The sequence below is a fragment of the Pleionea litopenaei genome (assembly GCF_031198435.1).
Lineage (GTDB): Bacteria > Pseudomonadota > Gammaproteobacteria > Enterobacterales > Kangiellaceae > Pleionea > Pleionea litopenaei.
Genome location: NZ_CP133548.1, coordinates 2,244,566 through 2,266,904, shown reverse-complemented (window position 1 = coordinate 2,266,904; position 22,339 = coordinate 2,244,566). Strand labels below are relative to the sequence as shown.

Sequence of the window (22,339 nt, the reverse complement as noted above, 5' to 3'; positions counted from 1 at the left end):
AAACTCCGCAAGAGCGGAGTTTTTAATGATTACTGCTCGTCAAGAAAGCTGCGTAATTTTTCAGAGCGAGATGGATGACGAAGTTTACGTAAAGCTTTCGCTTCAATTTGTCGAATTCGCTCACGAGTTACATCGAACTGCTTACCCACTTCTTCAAGCGTGTGGTCGGTATTCATATCAATTCCGAAGCGCATACGTAAAACTTTTGCTTCTCTTGCGGTTAATCCTGCAAGAACATCCTTGGTCGCTTCTCCCAAACTGGTAGCCGTTGCCGAATCTACTGGAGACTCTTGAGTTGAGTCTTCAATGAAGTCACCTAAATGCGAATCTTCATCATCACCAATCGGTGTTTCCATGGAGATTGGCTCTTTTGCAATTTTCAGCACTTTACGAATTTTATCTTCGGGCATTTCCATGCGAACAGCCAATTCTTCGGGCTGTGGCTCACGTCCCATTTCTTGTAGCATTTGACGCGAAATTCGATTCAGTTTATTGATGGTTTCGATCATATGAACTGGAATACGAATGGTGCGAGCTTGGTCGGCAATCGAGCGCGTAATCGCTTGACGGATCCACCAAGTTGCATAAGTCGAGAATTTGTAGCCGCGTCGATATTCGAATTTATCAACCGCTTTCATCAAGCCAATGTTACCTTCTTGAATTAAGTCGAGGAATTGTAGGCCGCGATTGGTGTATTTTTTGGCAATCGAAATTACCAATCGTAAGTTTGCTTCAACCATTTCTTTTTTCGCACGACGAGCTTTGGCTTCACCAATGCTCATGCGGCGGTTGGTTTCTTTAAACTCAGCAATTGAAAGGTTGGTATCTTCTTCGATGTGTAATAATTTGTTTTGGCAACGAATAACATCTTCCGCAATCATTTCTAGGGCGTCGTGATAAGCGACGTCTTTGCTAAGATGTGAGTTCAACCACTTGGTATTGGTTTCATTGCCAGGAAATTCTGAAATGAAGGTTTTGCGTGGCATCTTGCCTTGATCGACGACGAGCTTCATGATTAAACGCTCTTGAGTGCGAAGAGCATCCATCTTGTTACGCATCTTAGACGTTAAGCGATCGAATTCTTTTGGAAGCAACTTAAATTGCATGAATTGCTCTTGCAGCTCGCTTACTTGTTTCTGAGCGGACTTATGAGCTCGACCGTACTTTTTAATCGCATTAACGGTCTTTTCATGTTGCTTGCGCAAGGCAGCGAATTTCTCAGCTGCTTCTTCAGGATCCGGTCCTAAATCTTCATCGGCGCTGTCATCATCATCATCATCGTCGTCGTCTTGCTCATCTTCAGGGACTTCTGAGCCAACGTGAGTTCCACCGATAATGATGTCGTCATCTTCGGTGCCATCACTAAAACCAGTGATGATGTCTGATAATTTAATTTCACCCGCTAAGAAGCGATCGTAGTCGTCAAGTAACGTCTCGACGGTCGCAGGGTATTCGGCTATTGCGACGGCAACTTCTCGAATGCCTTCTTCAATTCGTTTCGCAATGTCAATCTCACCTTCGCGAGTTAACAGCTCTACGGTACCCATTTCACGCATGTACATACGCACTGGGTCGGTGGTGCGGCCAAAGTCAGAGTCGACACTGGCTAGCGCAGCGGCTGCTTCTTCGGCTGCTTCTTCATCGGCAACTGAGTCTGCCATTAACAAGGCGTCGGCATCTGGGGCAGATTCAAAGACCTGAATACCCATATCGTTGATCATGCGAATGATGTCTTCGACTTGATCCGGATCGACAATGTCGGGCGGCAAGTGGTCATTCACTTCGGCATAGGTCAAGAAGCCCTGCTCTTTACCGCGCGCGATTAATAGTTTAAGTTGGGACTTTTGTGACTGGCTGGACATCTCGTTCGACATTCAGTAACGACCTTTTAACTGTTAGATTCAAGTATTCGGGCATGCTCGCACAGACGTTGAGACAATAAAAAACCGTCGCGTTGCACACGAAACACGCAATTATACACAGTGTAGCTGCTTGCGGGCAAATTTGCTGAGACCTTTTGCTGTAAAAAAGTGTCAGTGAGACAACTCCAGCAACAAGCTTTGATACTCCTGCTTCTCTTCTGTACTCAGTGGACCTCGCTGGCTGCGCTGCTGTAACTCAGTAAATCGTTGTTCCTTATAGGATTTTTCGAGTCGAGCGAGTATGTCACTCAATTCTTGAGCTTGGCCTGACTCTGGAGTCAATATTTCTTCATTGGCCAATTTCAAAAGATGCTGTTGTATTGAACTGCCTCGCCAGTGTTCAATAATTGCGCCGACGCTAATGTTGGGGTCATTTCTCAAAATTTCAATCATTTGTCGTAAAATTTCATTGCCGGCTTGATTTAAATTCGCCAGCCAATCACTCGGAGGCAGTTGGGTGACCAGTTGTGGCTGGTGCAGCAATAGAGTAATGGCGCGACGAATAGGCGTAAGTTGGCTGACATTGGTCAACGGCACTCCAAGCTCGCGTTTAGGTGACGAGTGTTGCGAGTGACCATGATGCTGCGTCGATTGCTCTTGGCCGGAGGAAGAGTCTGCTCCTAACAGTAGCTGATTGAGTTTAGTTTCACTGAGCCCAACTTGCATGGCTAATTGTTGGATAAACCGCTCGCGATGAATTGCATCGGCAATGAGTGCCAAAAATGGTTTGGCTAAATTAGCCAATTGACCGGGGCCTTCAAAGGTATCCATATCAACTTGTCCCCGCAAATAGTCGAGTAAGAACTCAAATATGGAAGGAGACTTGAGCGCATCTTGCGTGAATTGCTCAGCGCCAATGCGCCGAACTTGAGTGTCGGGATCTTCGCCATCGGGTAAAAACATAAAGCGAATATCTCGATTGTCACGAACCTGCGGTAAGCTGTGATTCAAGGCTCGCAGTGCCGCGTCGCGACCAGCGCGATCGCCATCAAAGCAAAAAACGATTTTAGGGCATACCCGAAACAATTGCTGAATATGCGTACTACTGGTGGCCGTGCCTAAGGTTGCTACCGCATTTCGAATACCAAATTGGGCAAGCGCAACCACGTCCATATAGCCCTCAACCACAACAGCCCACTCACTCTTTCGTTGAAACTGACGCATTTCATATAGGCCATAGAGTTCTTGCCCTTTGTGAAAAATTTCAGTTTCAGGTGAGTTAAGGTATTTAGGTTCACCTTTGTCGATGACCCGACCACCAAACGCAATGACACGCCCTCGGCGATCACGAATGGGAAACATTAAACGATCACGAAAACGATCGTAGCGGTTACTGTCTTTTTCAATCAGCATGCCACAATCGACTAGTGCTTTGTTTATGGATTGATCGTGGCCAAATAAGGCTTGTAGGCTATGCCATTCGTCTGGAGCGTAGCCCAGACCGTAATCTCTGGCTATCTCTCCGCTGACCCCGCGGTCTTTTAGGTAAGTAACTACTCGCTCGCGAAACTTAGGTTGTTTTAGCTGCTGTTGGTAAAATTGAGCCGTTTTTTCCATTAACTGGTAGTAGTCATGATCCCACTGACGTTGAGGCTGCTGTGATGATGCTTCGCGTGGAACCTCTAAGCCTTGAGCATGAGCGAGATCTTCAATGGCATCGACAAACTCCAATCCGTCGTACTCCATGACAAAGCTAACCGCATTGCCCGTCGCTCCGCATCCAAAGCAGTAGTAAAACTGTTTATCGGGCGAGACAGAAAAAGAGGGGGTTTTCTCATTATGAAAAGGACAGCATGCTTGGTAGTTTTTACCCGCTCGCTTCAAGGTGATACGGCGCTCGATCACTTCAACAATATCGGTACGGTTGATTAAGTCATCGATAAAAGATTTGGGAATGCGTCCGGCCATAATGATTCGGGTAGTTAATTAGGGGGGTTATTATGCCGATGTGCTGGCACTTTGCAAAGCACCATCAAAAATCGGTGAATCGAACATTTACTGACCCCGATCAGAGGTTTGTGGGCTACACTTAGGTAATTATAGCAATAGTGAATACTTTCGACGGGCAAGGGGAGCCAGAATACAATGTCGATGTCGACCAAAATGCTATTTGAGCGACGAGTGATCTTGGTATTGGCTGGGGTCGGAGCCCTAGCGGTATTGCCATTCGCCGTTATCCGGCTGTGGCAACAAGATTGGGCGATTGCTGCCGTTGATAGCATTGTCAGTAGTGTTTTTATTGCAATCTTTGCCTACGTTTGGAACACTGAAAAAACCACCATTCCAGGCTTTGTGATCTCTATTTTCTTCTTACTCACCGCAACCTTAACCGTCGTGTTAAAGGGACCCCAGAATATTGCTTGGCTGTACCCATCGATGATTGGCGTGTTTTTCTTGGTGGGTAGAAAGTGGGGTGTAACGGTTAATGTGATAACCATCGCGATTGTTATGGCGGTGATTTGGAATCAAGTAGAACCGCTTGATCGACTCACTTTGCTGCTGAGTGCATTGGCAACGAATGCGTTTGCGTATGTCTTTGCTCTATCGACCGCAAAGCAACGCAAGTTGTTAGCCGAACAAGCTCGACGCGATGGGCTCACTCAAGCGTTGAATCGTCGAGCCTTCGAAGAACAACTGAACTGGTTGGTGAGTGTACACCAACGAATCCACTCGGCTCCCGAACTGATTATTTTTGATATCGACCACTTCAAGTCAATTAACGATGAGTTTGGCCATGACCAAGGCGATCGCGTGCTTATACAATTAACTCGGATCATCGAAGCACGACTGAGGGCAACCGACCAGTTGTATCGGATTGGCGGCGAAGAATTTGCCATTTTGCCGTTAGAAACCCAACCTTACCATTCCGACAGTCTTGCCGATGAGCTGAGGCAGCTGGTCGCCGAATCGAGCTTGATGGCCGAACGAAGCATCACCATTTCTGCTGGCGTAGCCGCTCATCAACCGGATGAAACGGCCGAACAGTGGTTTAAGCGCGCCGATAAAGCTTTGTATGAAGCAAAGGATGCGGGGCGCAACTGCGTGAAGGTATCGCCTTCATTCGACGATACCACCCAGCATGCGGCTGCAAGTTAGGCGGTTAAACAGTCGAATGGGCGCTGTAATCGGGCAATAAAAAAGCGCGAAAATTCGCGCTTTCAAAGAGTGATTAACACTCAAGTTTTCGAGACAAAATTTAGCTTAAACGAGCTTTTATTTTGCCACTGACCGCGCCCATGTCGGCACGACCTTGTAATTTGGGTTTCAAGATGCCCATCACTTTACCCATATCACGCATATTTTCAGCGCCTGACTCAGCAACCGCAGCTTTGATAAGCGCGGCAATTTCGTCGTCGGTTAAAGGCTGTGGCATAAAGTCAGCGAGAACTTCGATTTCTGCCTGTTCGATGGCAGCGAGCTCTTCTCGACCAGCTTCAGTGTAGGCTTTGATAGATTCGCGACGTTGTTTAACCATTTTGTCGAGAATAGCTAGAACGATGTCGTCTGCTACCTCTTCAACTCGGTTGTCGACTTGATACTGTTTAATCGCTGCGGTGAGAAGCCGAATGGTGCCAAGACGATCTTTCGCCTTGGCACGCATCGCATCTTTCATCGCATTGTTGATTTGATCCAATAATGCGGCCATATGCTAAAGGTCCTAATTCAATACAAGATTCAATTAGTACATACGCTTGCGACGTATGGATTCACGAGACACCTTTTTAGCATGACGCTTTACCGCAGCCGCTTTTTTGCGCTTGCGAACAGCAGTTGGCTTCTCGTAATGTTCGCGTCGACGAACTTCAGCCAAAATACCTGCTTTCTCACATGAGCGCTTAAAACGACGTAGGGCTACGTCAAAGGGCTCGTTTTCCTTTACCTTTACGCTTGGCATGAAAAATCACCACCTTAAATAGTTGGATTGTTAACATTAAACCTCTGTACTGCGAAATGCAGACAAAGACCCCATAATTGGGGGCGCCGATCTTAATGGGTTTTGCGTAATAATGCAAAAATAATGGACAATTTACGACCAATTGCAGTACAAAGGCGGCCATTGGGTCGATAATGTATGATTCAGAGCACTGAAAAGCGTCAAATTTAGAGGGTTTTTAGATGACAGGTAGCGAATGGGAAGTTCGCGAACGCGAGCGGTTATGCCACTTATCTGACCGAGTAGTCGCCTTGGGGAGTAACTTGCAGGTACTCTCGCAATTGGCTTGGCCGTTAGATATCAAGCGTCAGTTTTTAGCCAATAAGGCGCAACAGTTGCCGAAAGTGACTTATCCGGCCTTCTCAGCCTCCGAGTACATTGCGCAATTAGATAAAATTGCGCCGGATATCGGAGATACACCGGTTGATTTATGGATCGATCGGACCCGCAAAACCTTAATGATTACCGCTGAAATGTTAGAAGCCCGTGGTACTCCGCGATTTTATGAACTCTCTAAGCAATTATACGGTGCACCCACTGACCGTTTAAAAGATGAAAAATCGACCTCACTCGATTTGGCGCAACAATATTTGCGATTGTTGAAGCCTATTCGAGGCATGGCACTCGGTGAGCCGCCGGATGCGTGTGTCTTAGCGTCTACTTTGGCCGATCAAATGCGCGATGCGACGGTGGCTATGTTTGGGCAAGAAGCTCCCGAAGTCGTGGTGGTGGATGATTTGTCGGCGAATGCGCTGGCCAGTTCAGAACGCGTGCGAATTAGACGAACCGCTTGCTTTTCTGATAACGATATTGAGCAATTGATTCAACATGAAATTTATATTCATGTGGCCACCATTTTAAATGGTAAAACAGACGGCAATATCAGTTTGCTGTCTTTAGCTCACCCAGGTGCAACTAAGACCCAAGAAGGACTGGCGGTTTTTGCCGAGTTTATTACCGGAACTTTAGATTTGGATCGGATGCGGCGTTTAGCGGATCGGGTTGTTGCAATTCAACAAGCGATTGATGGTGCCGACTTCATAGAGGTGTATCGCTATTTTGTTGAACAGACTGGCAATGCCGATCAGGCCTTTGAAAATACGCGGCGAGTATTTCGAGGAGGCGTCGTCAGTGGCGGTTCTCCGTTTACTAAAGATGTCGTTTATCTTGATGGTTTGTTGCGCGTTCATAACTTTATGCGCGCAGCGGTTAGCATGGGTCGAGCTGACTCCATTCAACTTTTGTTTGCCGGTCGCCTCGACTTAGAAGATTTACCGGTGCTTTCTTATTTACGAGCACTTGGTCTCTGTCATCGTCCGCGATTTTTAGCGCCTTGGGCGAAAGATCTCAGGTATTTACTCTGCTACTTATCTTACTCTTCTTTTTTAAATTCAATTGATATGTCGAAAGTCAGCGCACACTACAAAGAACTACTGAGTCAGGTGGGAGAAGTGAAATAGTGCGTTAGGCTACCGTCAGGTTCTAATGGCACTTGGGATCTGTATCGCGAATAGTTTATAATCGCCGTGCCTTGATGAACTTTAGTCGCATCAAGGCTTTTAAATTCGAGAAAGGTGAATCAGAGTGATCTGGTTGACTTTTCAACATGACAAGGGGTGCTGTGAGTCAGTCACAGCTGAGATGTGTATGCAAACCCTATGAACCTGATCCGGGTAATGCCGGCGTAGGAATGGTCATGGTTTAGTGATAACGATCACTGCCTTCCTTTTTACCGCCTCCGGATCTCTAATCGTTAATTGGTATTAGAGCTCAATGAAACAAACAATCATTTATTCTGCTATGTTGGCGTTAGCTAATGTCAGTGTTAGCGCCATGGCCGCTGATGAGTCAGAGGTTAAAGAAAATACAATCGTTATTAAGTCTCAATGGCGAGAGCAAACTGCCCAAAATACAACAGGTAGCTTGGCCGTTATTCACCAAGAAGACATTCAGCAGCGAGATGCCCAACATGTTGAAGATCTGCTGAATCGACTGGCGAATATAAACTTTAATACCGGGGCCAGTAGAGGTCGATTTGTGCAAATTCGTGGAATTGGCGAGAGAAGCCAATTTCAAGATCCGATTAATCCGAGTGTTGGATTTTTTATCGATGGGATCGACTTTTCTGGAACACTCGGTGGCGCGACCTTATACGACGCGACTCAGTTAGAAGTATTACGAGGACCTCAAGGCGCCAGATTTGGTGCGAGTGCGCTAGCGGGCGCTATGTATTTAACCACCGAAGCGGCTGACTCTGAACGCAGTCGCTTTGATCTGATGTTGGCTGAATACAATACCTCGGCTGTTGGAATTGCAACCAGTGGCAGCATTAACGAACGCTCGGCCTTACGGGTGGCTTTGCATCAACTCAACAGCGATGGGTTTACCGACAACAGTTTTTTAAATCGCGATGATACGCAAAATCGTGATGAGCTGACTGCTCGCCTGAAATATCAATATCGAGCTTCAGAGCAGTTAACATTTGATTGGGCGTGGCACCATATTGATGTGGATAACGGCTATGATGCGTTTTCTCTCGATAACACGCGTACGACACGATCAGACCAGCCCGGATTTGATCGGCAAGCCACCGATGCAATGAGTTTGTCGACTTATTTCAGTGGATTAAACAAAGTGGATATGCAACTGCATGTGGCGATTGCAGATTCAGATCTTGATTATGGATACGATGAAGATTGGACCTTCGTGGGCTTCCATCCAGACGAATACAGCTCGTTTGATCGGTATTTGCGCGAGCGTCAAACAGGGTACATCGATTGGCGTTGGCTTTCTCGTGATCGACAAGAATTACTCGGTGGTTCAACGAATTGGGTATTCGGAGCTTATTACAAAAGAGAAGATGAGCAGTTACTGCGTCAATACACCTATTTAGCAGAAGACTTTACTTCGGAATATGCGACCTATACGCGCGCTTTATACGGTGAAGTGAATACAGAGTATTCGGAACATTGGTCGACCGATCTCGGAGTAAGAGTCGAAAAACGTACCACGGATTATCGTGACTCTACTTTGGTACGAGAAACCAGAGACACCATGGTGGGAGGCAAGTGGGCGTTAAATTACGCTTGGAATCCACAGACACAATCTTACTTTATGGTCGCTCGCGGTTTTAAAGCGGGTGGTGTAAACCCGCAAGTTCAGCTTGATCCAGAGCTTCGTCAATTCGATGCTGAGAAAAACTGGAACCTTGAAATTGGTTATAAGCAGCAGTTGGCAACGGGTTTTCTTCGAATTGCAGCGTTTGTAATGGAACGCGACGATCAACATACTAAACAGTGGCAAATTTATACGCGACCTGATAATACCCAAGGGTTTATTGGTTACGTCGGAAATGTCGATAATGGAAAAAATCGCGGTGTTGAACTTGAATGGCATTGGCGGGCATTACCTGAATTCCAATTGGACGTCGCTTTGGGTCTTCTTGAGGCTGAACTCGCAGTGATCAACCGAGATGGGAATACACAAGTTTTCAATCGCGATGCTGCTCAAGCGCCAAGCTATAATTATTCCGTCAATGCTCGTTGGTTACCCAACGAAAATTGGAGTAGCCAAATTACTTTTGAAGGTAAAGACGATTATTTCTTCTCAGATACCCACGATGAACGATCGTTGCCGACCGATTTAATTCATTGGCGGTTAACCTATACTCAAAAGGATTGGAGTTTAGCCTTGTGGGTACATAACCTAACCGATGAAACTTACTATACCCGAGGCTTTGGTGGATTCGGTAACGATCCTAGAGACGGTTACACCGCTAAACCTTATTATCAATTTGGCGATCCGCGACAAAGCGGAGTCACCTTTCAATATAATTATTAATTGACGGTCAGTTGTTTAAACCATGATCTTTTGATAATTCAAAGGATCATGGAATACCGCAAGATAAAACGACACACTTAAGGAGCGTCGTGATGATATTAGCAGTAGAAATCAGTTTGTATCCTTTGAAAGATGGATATATACCCGATATTCAAAGTTTTATTGATCGACTTAATGAATATTCCGATTTATACGTCGTGACCAATAATATGAGCACGCAAATTTGTGGCGATTACGATCTTGTGATGAGCGTGTTAAATGAGCAAATGAAGAAAACGTTCCAACAAGAATTAAAGGCTATCTTTGCGTGTAAATTTTTGAATTCAGATATTCGACCAGAGTCGCAGCGCTCATGATGGAACAGTGGATTGCTCAATGGCAGGCTCAGTCGTTGTGGGAATGGACGGCGGTTCTATTATCGGTCGGTTATATTGTATTGGCTGCACAAGCGAACCGCTGGTGTTGGGTATGCGCATTTTTGAGCACCGCTATTTTTTCTGTACTATTCTTTGACGTTAATCTTTTACAAGAAAGTGCTTTAAATATTTACTACTTGATAATGGCCATATATGGTTGGTGGCATTGGCAAGGTTCCTCAGAACAGCAACAACTACCCATTATTCGTTGGCCAGTTAAAAATCATGTGATTGGAGCTGCGATATTCGGAAGCATTGCTTTGATTTCCGGTTTTGTATCGGACGTTTATTTTAAAGCTGATTTTCCATACTTAAATGGCTTTACGGTATGGTTCGCGGTGTATACGACTTTCCTAGTCGCTAGAAAAGTATTTGAAAACTGGCTTTTCTGGTTAGTGATCAATCCTTTGTCTGCTTACATGTTTTGGCATAAAGAGTTATACGTTACCTGTGGTTTGATGGCTGTGTATTTTATTATGTCGTTATACGGTGTTAGAACCTGGTACATTAAATGGCGACAACAAGATGAATCCTTGTCCACTTGCTCCGCTTATTGAACGGGGCTTTTTGAGTCAACAAGCTCGATTGATCAAGCAATTTCCTAGTGCAAGTAACCAATGCTACTTGATTACAGACATTGCTATATCGCAGAAAATAAATGAGTGTGTCGCTGCAACATCTGAAGAGTCTTTAAAAGAACAGGGTCAACAAGCACCGAAAGCTTCTGATGGTTTGTTTTATTGGGTGTTAAAAATCTTTCGCACTGACCGTCTTTCGTTTGATTTTCAATCCTTGCTTAAACTCAATGCAAGCATCGCTGCTCAACAATTAACACCACCCATCGTACGAAGTGATGCAAGCCATCGATGTGTTTTAATGCCTTATCGCTCAGCGGGAACGATCGCTCAGTCATCTATTTCTGACACGGAGAAACTTTACTCGCTAGCGCAAGCTTTGGTCCGTGCACACCAAAGCGATTTGAGTTTTTCTTCGATCGATTTAACTCAAGAAATCGAGTGGTATGCCAATCAACTTAATCCTAATCATCCATTGCTTAGCGAACGTTTAGGTCTACCTGAACTCCCGAAAAGTGCGATGGAGAATTTGGTGCCATGTCATATGGACCCTTCATGGGAAAACCTACTGATTAATGGTGAGTGGTTAGATTGGGAATATGCTCGTCAGGCACCAGCATTGTTCGATATCGCTGCCGCTGCTACGATTAATCGGCTGACTGAAACACAAGTAAAGATACTATTTAACTATTATTCTGATCGGACGAAAATCGAAGGAAACTTTGAAGGCACCTTTGATGACATTCAAAAGCTCATTCTATGGAGTGATTGGTTGAATCGAGCTTGGTTTGAATTAGCCTCTTAGGTTTCCTGTCAACTTGAAGTCAAGGGTAGCCATCTCTAGACGTTGACATCACTTCAGCAGTCTTATCTTGCTGTGGTATTATTTGCGCTTAACACAGTGGTGACTGATTAGGGTTAAAGCAATTTCTTTATGAATATACTGGGTATTGAAACGTCGTGTGACGAAACAGGCATCGCCATTTACAACGAGCAACAGGGAATCGTTGCCCAAGCTTTGTATAGTCAGATTGAACTGCATGCAGAATATGGTGGCGTTGTGCCCGAACTGGCGTCTCGTGATCACATTCGTAAAACGGCTTTATTGACTGATCAGGTTCTTCAACAGTCAGGATTGAGTAGCCGTGAAATAGACGCGGTGGCGTTTACTCAAGGTCCAGGGTTGATTGGAGCTCTTCTTGTCGGGGCGACCTTTGGGCGAAGCCTAGCTTATAGTTGGGGTTGTCCTGCTGTGGCTGTTCACCATATGGAAGGCCATCTTTTAGCGCCATTATTAGAAGACGATAAACCGGATTTTCCATTTGTGGCTTTACTAGTATCGGGTGGTCATTCGATGTTGGTCGATGTGAAAGCCCTAGGGGATTACACCATTTTGGGTGAGTCGATTGATGATGCCGCAGGAGAAGCATTCGATAAGACGGCGAAGTTGATGGGGCTTGGTTATCCGGGCGGACCGAGGCTCGCTAAATTAGCCGAGCAGGGGCGACCAGGAGTCCATCGTTTTCCACGACCTATGACTGATCGACCTGGTTTGGACTTTAGTTTTTCTGGGCTAAAAACCTTCGCGGCCAATACCCTTCGCAGCTGTGATGGTTCAGAGCAAGCTTTGGCCGATATTGCGCACGCTTTTCAAGATGCGGTCATCGATACCTTGATGATTAAGTGTCGTCGCGCACTTGAGCAAACGGGATATCAAAGACTGGTTGTCGCTGGTGGCGTCAGTGCTAATCAACAATTGCGATCAGGATTGGCTCAACTCATGAAGAAACGTCGCGGCAAAGTATTCTATCCGAGACCAGAGTTTTGTACCGACAATGGTGCCATGATCGCGTATGCCGGTTACTGCCGCTTCAAAAATGGTGATCGCGAGACACTATCAATTAATGCCCGTCCGCGTTGGCCGTTGAATGAATTAAAGCAGTAACCGTATTTATCGTCATTCGCGGAGTTAACCGTTTCCTATCGAAATGGCTTGAATCTTTGCACGGTATTGTTCGCGAATTTCTGATTGGAAACTGCTGGACATGGCTTTTTCTAACCAATACTGCGCGTCTTTACTCTGATCCATTTGTAAATAAGTCAAAGCTAATCCAAAATAGCTTTGGTGTAGATAAGGCGCGATAACCGTCGCTTTACGAAAGATCTCTTCAGCTAACTTAGGTTGCTCTCTATCTAAGTAATCAAATCCTAATTTAATGTAGTCGAAAGGGTTCGGAAGGTCGACAGAACGCAGTTTTTGGTCAACCTTATCGGCTAACGCTTGGTTTCCCATCGTGACTAAAAAATCTTTATAGTTGCTCAGCAGTTCGACATTAATCGGACTTTTTTGATAGCCGTATTGAAAGACTTTTTCTGCGCGTGCTAAGTGACCTTTTCGTTTTAAAGTTAAGGCCAGAATATTAATCGAAGGTGCATAATTTTGATCGTAGTTTAAAGATCGTTTTGCACTGTAATAGCTGGTGTTATAGTCTTTCTCTACATAAGCTTCGGCTGCTAGGTTACTGTAAATCATGGCAAGAAACTCTGCCCGCTTGACGGCTGCACCGCGTTGTCCACCATAGCTAGGAAAGTAATCCACCACAATGGATGGCTTTTCAATGACAAAGGCTTTGTCGGCGAGTTGAAAATTAGGGTCAATTAATTTACTTCGCACATGATCACCACGAATCACGATACTTCCTTGTTTTTGATAAACGGGCTCGGCATGAATCTTTTCATAATCAATGTCTATATTGTGAACATTTGCGATTGCTGTGGTTAATATAGCCAGAGCCATACAATTACCTTTTTGCAATCGAAAAGCATCGCTGGCTAAAAAGGTTTTACCATAGTAATTAAAATTAGCCGTCATGGTTTTTAGGTATTCAGAGACTTGTTGATGGCCAGGCAGTACCGCGATATCTTTCTTTTTTAGAAAACGTTTAAACTCATTTATTTGAGCATCCGAAAGAGAAAATAACTGTGTTTCATCGGGTATTTTCGTCGTGTTGTCAAAACCACTGGGCAATGACCAGTCGAGTCGACTCTCTCTTTCTTTGAGCGTCTGGATCTGCACAGGTTGAGACGTACAGGAAATTAGTCCGAGAAACGCAGACAGTGAAACCAATAGTATATAACGAACCATCTTTTTTAATCTTCTGTTAGGTAAACAAGTGTTGCCGTGTATAGACGCAATAGCTGTCTAAAATCGTTCGCCCGAATAAATTCGTGCTCTGAATGCCCGGTATACTCGTTTCCAGGAAATGAGGGACCGAACCCGACGGTATTGGGGAACAATTGCCCATTGGTTGATCCTCCAATAGAAACGGGTTGCGGTGCTTTAACTTGCATAATATGACCATAGACTTTAAGTAAGTCGGCTACCTGAGGCGCATTATCCATTCGATAGGGATCACTGAGGGTAATGCCTAGCGTTTCTATCTTTAATTGACGCTGGTTTTGCCAGTCATTTAACGCTTTCTCAATATCTTGTTGAAGCTGAGAGCGAGATTTCCCCGATGGGCGACGCAGATTAATTGAAAGCTCTAGGTGAAGTTGGTTGTATTCTAGTAGCGTTGGAGAAACGGTGAGCGGTCCCATAAAGTTGTCTTGATAAGCGACGTTTCCGAAGTGTTTTGCGGTGTATGAAAGTCCAATATTGTCACCGAGAAAGTGAACGGCAGTCGATTCAGGGCTAGGGCTCCACTCGAGACTACCAAGTACATAGGCTAAATGACTTACCGCATTAATACCTTCTTCAGGTTTTGACGAATGGGCTGATCGGCCTTCTAGAGAGAGAAAGGTTTTGTCTCGTACTCGAGTAATCTCAAACTTAACTTTTCTCTCGTGCGCTAGACGAGAGAGTTGTGTATTGAGTTCAATGACTTGTTGGTCGGTCAGGCCGCGAGTAATCGCAATGGCTTGTTGCGGAATCTGGCTACTAAAGGCTCCGCCTTTAAAGGTTAGTATTTGTGGTCGATCATTAATTGAGGATTGATCGGTTAGGTTGTCGGCTAATACTGGAAATTTTAGTTTAACTAATCCCCAACCCTTTTCTGCGGTGACCACTGGAAATTCAGAATCGAATGCTAGGTTAACCGGGGCTGGTGAATAGGATTTTACGAACTCTCTTAGAGGTTCCCAGTCTGACTCTTCTGACAGATAAATCAATAATTCAATTTTGGGTCGTTTGGAATTTTCATCGTTTAACGTTTTTAGAGCATACAAAGTTGCTGCGATAGGTCCCTTATCATCTTCCGTACCCCGTCCGATCCAATAGTCAACTCGCTGAGTTTGGTCGAGTTCAAATGGATTGTTTTTCCACATTGCTGGATTCGCAGGTTGCACGTCGGCATGCGTGATGAGTCCAAGTTTCTTTTCACCTTCACCAATAGAGACGAGAATAACTTGTTGGTGATCTTCATAACGTAGCCCCAGTCGCTGACAATGTTGTTTTAGCCACTGTTTAAAGCGTATAAACTCAGGATTCTGATGATTCGGCGTATGAGAGTCTGATACGGTTTTGAATCGTACCATTTCAGTTAAGGCATTCTTCGCTGCATCGAAATACTCGGTGGCGGCGAGATCACCCAATCGTGCTGCTCGTGCTAGTTTTGCGTCTTCTTGAGTTAAAGCCGAGAGAGTTCCGCTCGCTAGCAAAAGAAAGAGTAGCCCCAGTTTCCAGTGAATGTTTACCATATGAATGTTTCTCAATTTTTTCGACTCGGTAAGATTAGGTCTTCATTGCTTGCTCAAGTCGAAGGGTGTGTTTTTTCGGGCTGTTTACGTTGAAGAGGCCCGTTTAACTGGAGGTTCCGCTCCAGAGACTAAATTTCGTATATTTTGGTGGTGTCGAATAACCATCAAAATGCATATGATCAACAGCGGAAAAAATAATTCGGGAAAAAAGTGCCATGAATACACAGGTACAGTAATCGCAGTAATTAACGCTGAAAGAGAAGAAATTTTGAACGCCCAAATACCGGTGAGCCAGCAAATAGCGGCGAAGGTTGCTAATTGCCAGTTCAAGACAAAAATTACTCCAAAAAAAGTAGCCACACCTTTGCCGCCTTTGAAATGAAAAAAGATCGGAAATAAATGCCCAAGAAATGCGGCGACAGCGACAGCATTGATAATGCTTTGTGGTTGATTGAGTGACAGTGCGACGGATACGGGAATGACTCCCTTAAGGCTGTCTCCTAACAGTGTCAGAAAAGCAAGCTTTTTGCCGCCTATTCTCATTACGTTGGTTGCTCCGGGGTTTCCGGAACCGGCGCTTCGAGGATCGCCGTAACCAGCCAAACGACAAATTAAAATGGCACTGGAAATCGAGCCTAAACCATAACTGGCAAGCACTAAGGTAAGACTCAGAAAAGAAATTGCGTTCAGCTCCATTTAATAGACGTCGATTCACGCTATAATGCGCTTAGCATTACACCCTTGAACAGCAAAAGCAAGTCGCACAAATACCAATAAGAGGCATTATGGATACGGTTTTCATCGAACAATTAACTGTAGATACGGTGATCGGGGTTTACGATTGGGAGCGAAAAATTCGTCAAAAGCTGATCTTGGATGTAGAAATGGGCTTTGACATTAAAGCTGCTGCTGCCTCTGACGATCTCTCAAAGGCGTTGGACTACAGCGCTGTTGCAACGGCTTTAACACAGTTCATCGAAAGCACTGAGTTTAAACTGGTCGAAACACTGGTCGAACAGAGTGCTGAATTAGTTTTAAATCAGTTTGCTGTTGCTTGGGTAAAAATTAAATTAGCCAAGCCCGGTGCTGTTCGTGGTAGCCGAGCGGTCGGTGTTACTATCATGCGGACGGCTGAAGGACATGGAGCCAACTGATATGCCGCAGATTTACGTCAGTATTGGCACCAATGTTGAGCACAATAAACATTTAACCATGGCGATGGAGCAGCTGTACCAGAATTTTGGTCAGTTACTGATATCTCCGGTTTATCAAAGTGCGGCCGTTGGTTTTGACGGGAATGATTTTTATAACTTGGTCGCTGGATTTTACAGTGACTTAGACGTCTTGGCGTTAACTCAGCGCTTTAAAGACATTGAGCGATTGTCAGGCCGTGATCATAGTGCGCCAAAGTTCAGCGATCGAACACTAGACATCGATCTTTTAAACTACGGCGATGAAGTCATCAATGAGCCCGTGGTCTTACCGCGAGACGAAATTCTTTATCATGCATTTGTGCTTTTTCCGTTAGCCGACATTGCTTCTGATTGGCAGCATCCGGTCGCGGCGGCACCAATTTCTGAGATTGCTTCCAAGTTTGATGCGAGTGCCCAGCGACTGAGTCAAATTGCCGATCCAATTAATATGGATGCCTATCGATGAATAAAAATGTCGCTCTGGTAACTGGTGGCGCGATTCGTGTTGGGCGCGCAATTTGCCGTGAGCTAGCAGAACAAGGTTATCGACTCATTGTGCATTATCATAGCTCAAGTGAGCCGGCGGAGTCGCTGTCTCGAGAGCTTCAAACGATGGGAGCCGAGCATTGTCTTGTTACGGCCGATCTTAGTGATCGCGGAGGCATTGAATGCTTGCTTGAGCAAATCCCTCCGGCATTCAAAGACATTAATCTATTGGTAAATTCGGCCGCTATTTTTCCTGACGATGATCACATTGGTCAATTATCTGAGCATTGGGATAGCGTCATGAATTTAAATGCTCGTGCACCAATTTTGCTGGCAGAAGCTGTGTTTAAGAGATGCGCCTCACTGCAGCAAGTGATCAATATTGTCGATGCTCGAGTCTATCGAAATCAAACACAGCGCTTATCTTACCGTTGGTCAAAGCTGGTATTGGCGCAAGCAACCAAAGATCTCGCTTTAGTTATGGCTCCGAAGGTTCGAGTTAATGCGGTGGCTCTTGGCGCAATATTACCCCCTCCAGGCGCGGATGAAACCTATTTAAGTCGGCTTGAAAAGTCGATTCCCTTGCAGCAAACAGGTGACACCGACGCAGTGGCCAGAGCGGTACGCTATTTGGTTCAGCAACCCTTCGTGACTGGGCAAGTACTTAGCCTAGACGGCGGCGAATTTTTGTAATTGAGCTGACTGTGACTGCCGAAAAAAAGCATTATTTCGACCACCAACAGCAGGCCCTAAAGGCGATTGGCTTACCCGCAATTGATGAAGCTAGTCTGCAACAGTCATGGGCACTTAATCAGCTCATGAAAGAAACGCTCGATGGCACTCATGCAGTTTCTTTTAGTCTGCCTGACTTTATGAGCCTGGCGTTATATGAATCAAGTTATGGCTACTATATGGCGGGTCGGTCACCCATCGGTCATGATGGTGACTTTGTCACTGCGCCTGAAATATCATCGATATTAGCAAGGGCGCTAGCAAGTTACTTAGCACCGCAGTTGATAGAAGTGAAAGGGCACCTATTAGAATTTGGTGCTGGAAGAGGTGCGCTAGCGGTCGATCTTTGGCGGACAGTACCGGAAATTGAGCATTATTGGATAGTTGAACCGTCGCCTATACTCCGCGAGCAGCAACGTCTCTCATTACGCTCAGCAGGGATTGATCTAGAACGTTGTCACTGGATTCAAAGCCCTGAACAGTGTCCTGAACAAGCCATTTTGATTGGTAATGAAGTGTTAGATGCACTTCCGTTTTTTCAAGTTAAAAAACGAAATGGAGAGTGGCTAGAAAACCGAGTTATTTCAAGCGGCCAGGGATGGGAGAGTGTTTGGTGTTCCGTCACCAGCGAGCCTTTAATACGTTGGATTCAACAGCATGAAGATAAATTGCCCGACGTCGAAGAGTTCGTGATAGAAGCAGCACCGCAGCGGGGACAATGGTTGTTGAGTTGGTTGGAGCGACTCATAAAAGGCGGCTGTATCTTCTTAGATTACGGCCACGAGGCGAGGGAGTTTTTTAGTTTGATAAGACGCTCCGGCTCGTTGCAATGTTATTTTAGACATCATCGTCACGGTGAGTTTACTTTAATACCGGGCGCTCAAGACATTACCAGTCATGTCAACTTTTCTGAATTGTGCGGCGTGATCGAGTCAGCTGGGTACACATTAAGTGGATTCTGCAATCAACGTGACTTTATTTTACAGTCAGGTTGTGTTGAATCGCTCCCCGATGTTGGCGACCTGACGCAGCGAATCATTCAGTCTCAGCAATTGCAACAATTAATGATGCCCGGAGAGATGGGTGATCTTGTCAAAGCCATTGCTTTTACCAAGCAGTTTAGAGAGAATGCCGCACCAATGATTCCGTGCAATTTGGTGGCTCGTTTATGATGCGCTCATGGCATTTACTCGTAATTTCGATGGGGCTTTTGATCCTCCCTCAATGGGCTTGGGCGAAACAAGAACCTCTTGATTGGAAAACCCATGGCCTCATTGCGCTCACCATCGCTGTGGTCATTTCGGTGTTTTTAGTGATGCGTAACCAACGCCTTGATAGCAAAACCGCTAAAATCATGGTGTTTGGTATTTATTTTTGGTTGATCATCTTCGCACAAGCTATTTTATACGGCGTGTACTATGGAATGTTCCGCTAATTAATCCGACTTAAATCTTAGCAAAAGACGAACATATGGACTGGCTTCAAATTATTATACTGGCTCTTATACAAGGGCTCACCGAGTTTCTTCCTATCTCTAGTTCCGCGCATTTAATTTTGCCTGCGCAACTTTTAGGTTGGCAAGATCAAGGAAATTCCTTCGATGTCGCCTTGCATGTTGGAACCTTAACCGCGGTCGTGGTTTATTTTCGACATGAAGTCATGGCAATGACTCAGTCCTTTTTTCGAAGTGGTTTTTCAAAGAATATGGAGCGCGACGCCAAGTTAGCCTGGGCGGTTATTTGGGGCACCGTCCCGGTCGGGCTGGTTGGTTTGATATTCAGTGCTTTTGATATTGTTGACTTGTATTTGCGTTCAATACCGGTGATTGCAACGACGACCATTGTATTTGCACTGTTGTTATGGTGGATTGAGAAGCGTGCCGTCGCACGCAGAGACGAATACGATATCGGAATCAAAGACATCATGGTTGTTGGAATTGCTCAGGCAATGGCATTAGTACCAGGAACCAGTCGCAGTGGCGCAACGATGATGGCTGGTTTATGGTTAGGGTTGTCGCGTAGTGCGGCGGCTAGATTTTCCTTCTTACTTTCTATTCCGGTGATCGTTTTGTCCGGTGGCTTAACCACCCTAAAACTTATTCAGCAGCCTCAAGCGGTTCATTGGGGCGAGTTATTCGCCGGCTTTTCAATTGCTGCGGTTAGCGCTTTCACCTGTATTCACTTTTTTCTTAAATTGATCGATAAAATTGGAATGATGCCATTTGTCTGGTATCGACTAGCGCTCGGTGCTGTTCTACTAACCATTATTTTTATTTGAGTTCTTTAAGAGTTTAAAACCGCCTCGGCTGTCTTTAGCGAGATAGCAGAGGCTTATTAAGAAACGTCGATAAAGCTAAAGCTTGTTCATTAACTTTACGTTTACTTCCATGATCGGTCACACACAGTCGCGAACCATTATTTAACACTAAATTCAGCTCGTAGCTGTGGTAACTGCTTTTGTTTCCACGGACGTATTCAGTCACAATTTGTATGCCGTAAATATCATCGAGTGCGCAATGATCATCGAGCTCACGAATATTGCTTAATGACACGTCTTTTAGTCGTCCTTTCCAGTAATAACCAAGCTGTCGATCAAATATGCGCGGTGTACTTGAAAAGTAATAGATAGCAATACCAATAACCAAAAACACAGAACCGATAAGACTCGGAATGATTTCTCCTGAAGAGACAAAAAATGCCACTGAAAAAACACCACCAAAACCAGCAAAGACCAAAGCGAATAACTTCATCTGCCAGCTTATCTCAACCCGTACTAAATCAGCATTGACTTGACGTAGCTGATGGGTCTGAAAGTTCGCGCCGCCCCCTTTTAATGGCGACCAATCAATATTGGGCGTTGGTTGAGATGACCAGGCGGGCGTTTCGTCCAAGTCGAATAACTTCTCATCACTCGACTCGCGATGTGCAAAGCTGCTGGCTTCAAGTTCATGGCGAGAGTCGACGTTTGAAGTGTCTGTTGAATGACGGTTTGAATAGTCGTTTGTCGACATCGATTCTACAGAGTTAGGTTGCCTCATTGAGGCCGCTTTTGCCGTCATCAATTTAGGAATAATTCTGGCAATAGAGGTTATTGAAAACCCAATAAATAGACACAGAATAAATTGCTCTTGAATAAAGGTTAACACCGGGCTGGGAAGCCATTCGGAAATAAGCTGCGGAGCAAATTGAGTAAGCAAGGAAAGTACAATTAACGCCAGTCCAAGTATCAAAACGGGAAGATTAATCGTAGATTGTTTTAGCTTCTTAGAGTCACCAATTACACGGCTCATATTAATCTCCCTTATGCTCTCGTCTCATCAGAAAAGCTTGCGCGAAAAGATGTCGCAATATCGACTCTCTTTCGATAAATTTGTTCGCCAATTTTTTTTCCAGTATACCCTTCGTCAATAAAAGGCTTTGCATCGATGGTTGCGGTTTTCTCTCTTAGCTGACTCAGAAATTCTAGTTGCGGGTAAGGCTTGTCTTCAAATCCGGTACGACCCAGAAAGTCTGCTTTACAAGCCAGCAAAAATTGCTCAAAAGCGTTTTCTTGACGGTACGCACCGGTTGATTCAAGCGTTTTTATCAAAGTCTTGGGGTTTAGTTCAAACGCTCGATGGCAATGCAAGTGGTACTCTGATGTTACACAGGCCAGTTGTTTCAATTTATTAGGAATACGCAGACGCTGACACATCTTTTCGATCACTTTTATTCCTGCGACTTCATGACCCTTGTGACTGGGCCACTCATGTTCGGGTGTGAGTCCTTTGCCTAGGTCATGACAAAGTGCAGCAAATCGAACGTCAATGGATGAAGACAATTTAGCGGCTTGCTCTAAAACCATCATGGTATGAATACCAGAGTCTATTTCTGGATGCCATTGTGGTGGGTTTGGAATGCCCCAAAGGCGGTCTAACTCAGGAAAAATACAAGCTAATGCGTCTACTTGATGAAGGGTTTGAAAATACACCTGAGGTGAATTTTCTGATAATGCCTTTTCGGTTTCTTTCCAAACTCGCTCCGGCGTTAAATGGTTCAGTTCGCCACTCGCCGCTAGTTGTCGCATGAGCTGCAAGGTTTCTTCGGCTATGGTAAACCCTAATGAATGGTAACGAGCGGCAAACCTTGCCACGCGCAACACGCGCAAGGGATCTTCAATAAAGGCCGCTGAAACATGGCGCAGAACCTTGGCTTGAAGATCGGCAACGCCATTGAAAGGGTCGACAAGTGTTCCATCCTCCGATTGAGCGATGGCGTTGATCGTTAAGTCTCGTCGTTCGAGGTCTTGTTCCAGTGTTACATCTGGAGCAAAGTAGCAAGAAAAGCCATGATAGCCTTTTCCTTGCTTCTTCTCTGTGCGTGCCAGAGCATATTCTTCATGAGTTTGCGGGTTTAGGAAAACGGGAAAGTCTTTTCCCACCGGTTTGAAACCGCGTTGTATCAGTTCATCAGGGGTGGCGCCGACAACAACCCAGTCGCGATCAACGACTGGGCGATTTAGTAGTTGGTCACGTACCGCTCCGCCAACTAAATAAGTGTTCATG

At 45.2% G+C, this 22,339-nt stretch carries 22 protein-coding genes and 1 riboswitch; of the genes, 13 read left to right on the top strand and 9 right to left on the bottom strand.

All coding sequences use genetic code 11. The features are described 5' to 3' along the window. Positions 1 to 29: 29 nt before the first annotated feature. Together rpoD and dnaG are read right to left on the bottom strand one after the other, a co-directional pair. On the bottom strand, positions 30 to 1,862 hold the full coding sequence (rpoD, locus tag Q9312_RS10245; protein WP_435408755.1) for an RNA polymerase sigma factor RpoD: 1,833 nt from the start codon (positions 1,860 to 1,862) through the stop codon (positions 30 to 32). A 171-nt stretch (positions 1,863 to 2,033) separates the two neighbouring features. Then, positions 2,034 to 3,830 (bottom strand): DNA primase, encoded by a 1,797-nt coding sequence (gene dnaG / locus Q9312_RS10240; protein WP_309200745.1) that lies wholly within the window; start codon positions 3,828 to 3,830, stop codon positions 2,034 to 2,036. 177 nt (positions 3,831 to 4,007) lie between these two features. On the opposite strand from dnaG, the gene Q9312_RS10235 reads away from it, so the two are divergent. Beyond that, positions 4,008 to 5,018 (top strand): GGDEF domain-containing protein, encoded by a 1,011-nt coding sequence (locus Q9312_RS10235; RefSeq protein ID WP_309200744.1) that lies wholly within the window; start codon positions 4,008 to 4,010, stop codon positions 5,016 to 5,018. 100 nt (positions 5,019 to 5,118) lie between these two features. Here the strand turns inward: Q9312_RS10235 and Q9312_RS10230 are convergent, their stop codons facing one another. Together Q9312_RS10230 and rpsU are read right to left on the bottom strand one after the other, a co-directional pair. After that, positions 5,119 to 5,568 (bottom strand): GatB/YqeY domain-containing protein, encoded by a 450-nt coding sequence (locus Q9312_RS10230; protein WP_309200743.1) that lies wholly within the window; start codon positions 5,566 to 5,568, stop codon positions 5,119 to 5,121. Positions 5,569 to 5,601: 33 nt separating this feature from the next. Then, positions 5,602 to 5,817, bottom strand: coding sequence for a 30S ribosomal protein S21 (gene rpsU / locus Q9312_RS10225; protein ID WP_309200742.1), 216 nt, complete (start codon positions 5,815 to 5,817; stop codon positions 5,602 to 5,604). A gap of 221 nt (positions 5,818 to 6,038) precedes the next feature. On the opposite strand from rpsU, the gene Q9312_RS10220 reads away from it, so the two are divergent. From Q9312_RS10220 to tsaD, 6 genes are all read left to right on the top strand, one after another. Beyond that, complete coding sequence (locus Q9312_RS10220) at positions 6,039 to 7,316, top strand: peptidase MATCAP family protein (RefSeq protein WP_309200741.1); 1,278 nt, start codon at positions 6,039 to 6,041, stop codon at positions 7,314 to 7,316. 142 nt (positions 7,317 to 7,458) lie between these two features. Further along, positions 7,459 to 7,565, top strand: a riboswitch (TPP riboswitch). A gap of 64 nt (positions 7,566 to 7,629) precedes the next feature. Continuing rightward, entirely contained in the window at positions 7,630 to 9,696 is a 2,067-nt protein-coding gene (locus Q9312_RS10215; protein ID WP_309200740.1) for a TonB-dependent receptor, read from the top strand. Between the two features lie 92 nt (positions 9,697 to 9,788). Then, positions 9,789 to 10,052, top strand: coding sequence for a YkoF family thiamine/hydroxymethylpyrimidine-binding protein (locus Q9312_RS10210; protein WP_309200739.1), 264 nt, complete (start codon positions 9,789 to 9,791; stop codon positions 10,050 to 10,052). Beyond that, complete coding sequence (gene pnuC / locus Q9312_RS10205) at positions 10,049 to 10,669, top strand: nicotinamide riboside transporter PnuC (RefSeq protein WP_309200738.1); 621 nt, start codon at positions 10,049 to 10,051, stop codon at positions 10,667 to 10,669. Before Q9312_RS10210 ends, pnuC begins: the two co-directional genes overlap by 4 nt. Further along, the gene (locus tag Q9312_RS10200; protein ID WP_309200737.1) at positions 10,638 to 11,492 is read left to right on the top strand and encodes a phosphotransferase; all 855 of its coding nucleotides are present in this window, start codon (positions 10,638 to 10,640) and stop codon (positions 11,490 to 11,492) included. Before pnuC ends, Q9312_RS10200 begins: the two co-directional genes overlap by 32 nt. Before the next feature lie 129 nt (positions 11,493 to 11,621). Beyond that, the gene (gene tsaD, locus Q9312_RS10195; protein ID WP_309200736.1) at positions 11,622 to 12,632 is read left to right on the top strand and encodes a tRNA (adenosine(37)-N6)-threonylcarbamoyltransferase complex transferase subunit TsaD; all 1,011 of its coding nucleotides are present in this window, start codon (positions 11,622 to 11,624) and stop codon (positions 12,630 to 12,632) included. Positions 12,633 to 12,656: 24 nt separating this feature from the next. Here the strand turns inward: tsaD and Q9312_RS10190 are convergent, their stop codons facing one another. The 3 genes from Q9312_RS10190 to plsY all read right to left on the bottom strand — a co-directional run bounded on the left by Q9312_RS10190 (position 12,657) and on the right by plsY (position 16,081). Beyond that, positions 12,657 to 13,832 (bottom strand): tetratricopeptide repeat protein, encoded by a 1,176-nt coding sequence (locus Q9312_RS10190; protein ID WP_309200735.1) that lies wholly within the window; start codon positions 13,830 to 13,832, stop codon positions 12,657 to 12,659. 5 nt (positions 13,833 to 13,837) lie between these two features. After that, positions 13,838 to 15,385: a dipeptidase gene (locus Q9312_RS10185; RefSeq protein WP_309200734.1), complete on the bottom strand. Its 1,548-nt coding sequence runs from the start codon at positions 15,383 to 15,385 to the stop codon at positions 13,838 to 13,840. A gap of 84 nt (positions 15,386 to 15,469) precedes the next feature. Beyond that, on the bottom strand, positions 15,470 to 16,081 hold the full coding sequence (gene plsY, locus Q9312_RS10180) for a glycerol-3-phosphate 1-O-acyltransferase PlsY (protein ID WP_309200733.1): 612 nt from the start codon (positions 16,079 to 16,081) through the stop codon (positions 15,470 to 15,472). An 89-nt stretch (positions 16,082 to 16,170) separates the two neighbouring features. Between plsY and folB the strand changes: the two genes are divergently transcribed. From folB to Q9312_RS10150, 6 genes are read left to right on the top strand one after another with little or no spacing between them, the layout of a single operon-like run. Further along, positions 16,171 to 16,539, top strand: a complete 369-nt coding sequence (gene folB, locus Q9312_RS10175; RefSeq protein WP_309200732.1) for a dihydroneopterin aldolase — start codon at positions 16,171 to 16,173, stop codon at positions 16,537 to 16,539. Position 16,540: 1 nt separating this feature from the next. Beyond that, positions 16,541 to 17,044: a 2-amino-4-hydroxy-6-hydroxymethyldihydropteridine diphosphokinase gene (folK, locus tag Q9312_RS10170; RefSeq protein ID WP_309200731.1), complete on the top strand. Its 504-nt coding sequence runs from the start codon at positions 16,541 to 16,543 to the stop codon at positions 17,042 to 17,044. After that, positions 17,041 to 17,757, top strand: coding sequence for an SDR family oxidoreductase (locus tag Q9312_RS10165; RefSeq protein WP_309200730.1), 717 nt, complete (start codon positions 17,041 to 17,043; stop codon positions 17,755 to 17,757). Before folK ends, Q9312_RS10165 begins: the two co-directional genes overlap by 4 nt. An 11-nt stretch (positions 17,758 to 17,768) precedes the next feature. Further along, a complete protein-coding gene (locus Q9312_RS10160) occupies positions 17,769 to 18,968 on the top strand; it encodes a class I SAM-dependent methyltransferase (RefSeq protein WP_309200729.1) in 1,200 nt (399 codons plus the stop codon). Beyond that, the gene (locus Q9312_RS10155; protein ID WP_309200728.1) at positions 18,965 to 19,231 is read left to right on the top strand and encodes a hypothetical protein; all 267 of its coding nucleotides are present in this window, start codon (positions 18,965 to 18,967) and stop codon (positions 19,229 to 19,231) included. The genes Q9312_RS10160 and Q9312_RS10155 overlap by 4 nt, the downstream gene beginning before the upstream one ends. A gap of 35 nt (positions 19,232 to 19,266) precedes the next feature. Continuing rightward, positions 19,267 to 20,073 carry an undecaprenyl-diphosphate phosphatase gene (locus Q9312_RS10150; RefSeq protein ID WP_309200727.1) on the top strand — a complete coding sequence of 269 codons (807 nt, stop codon included), beginning with the start codon at positions 19,267 to 19,269 and terminating at the stop codon, positions 20,071 to 20,073. A gap of 34 nt (positions 20,074 to 20,107) precedes the next feature. Here Q9312_RS10150 and Q9312_RS10145 read toward each other — a convergent pair whose 3' ends face one another. Continuing rightward, the gene (locus Q9312_RS10145) at positions 20,108 to 21,085 is read right to left on the bottom strand and encodes a hypothetical protein (RefSeq protein WP_309200726.1); all 978 of its coding nucleotides are present in this window, start codon (positions 21,083 to 21,085) and stop codon (positions 20,108 to 20,110) included. An 11-nt stretch (positions 21,086 to 21,096) separates the two neighbouring features. Next, a complete protein-coding gene (locus Q9312_RS10140) occupies positions 21,097 to 22,338 on the bottom strand; it encodes a multifunctional CCA addition/repair protein (RefSeq protein WP_309200725.1) in 1,242 nt (413 codons plus the stop codon). Position 22,339: the final 1 nt, after the last annotated feature.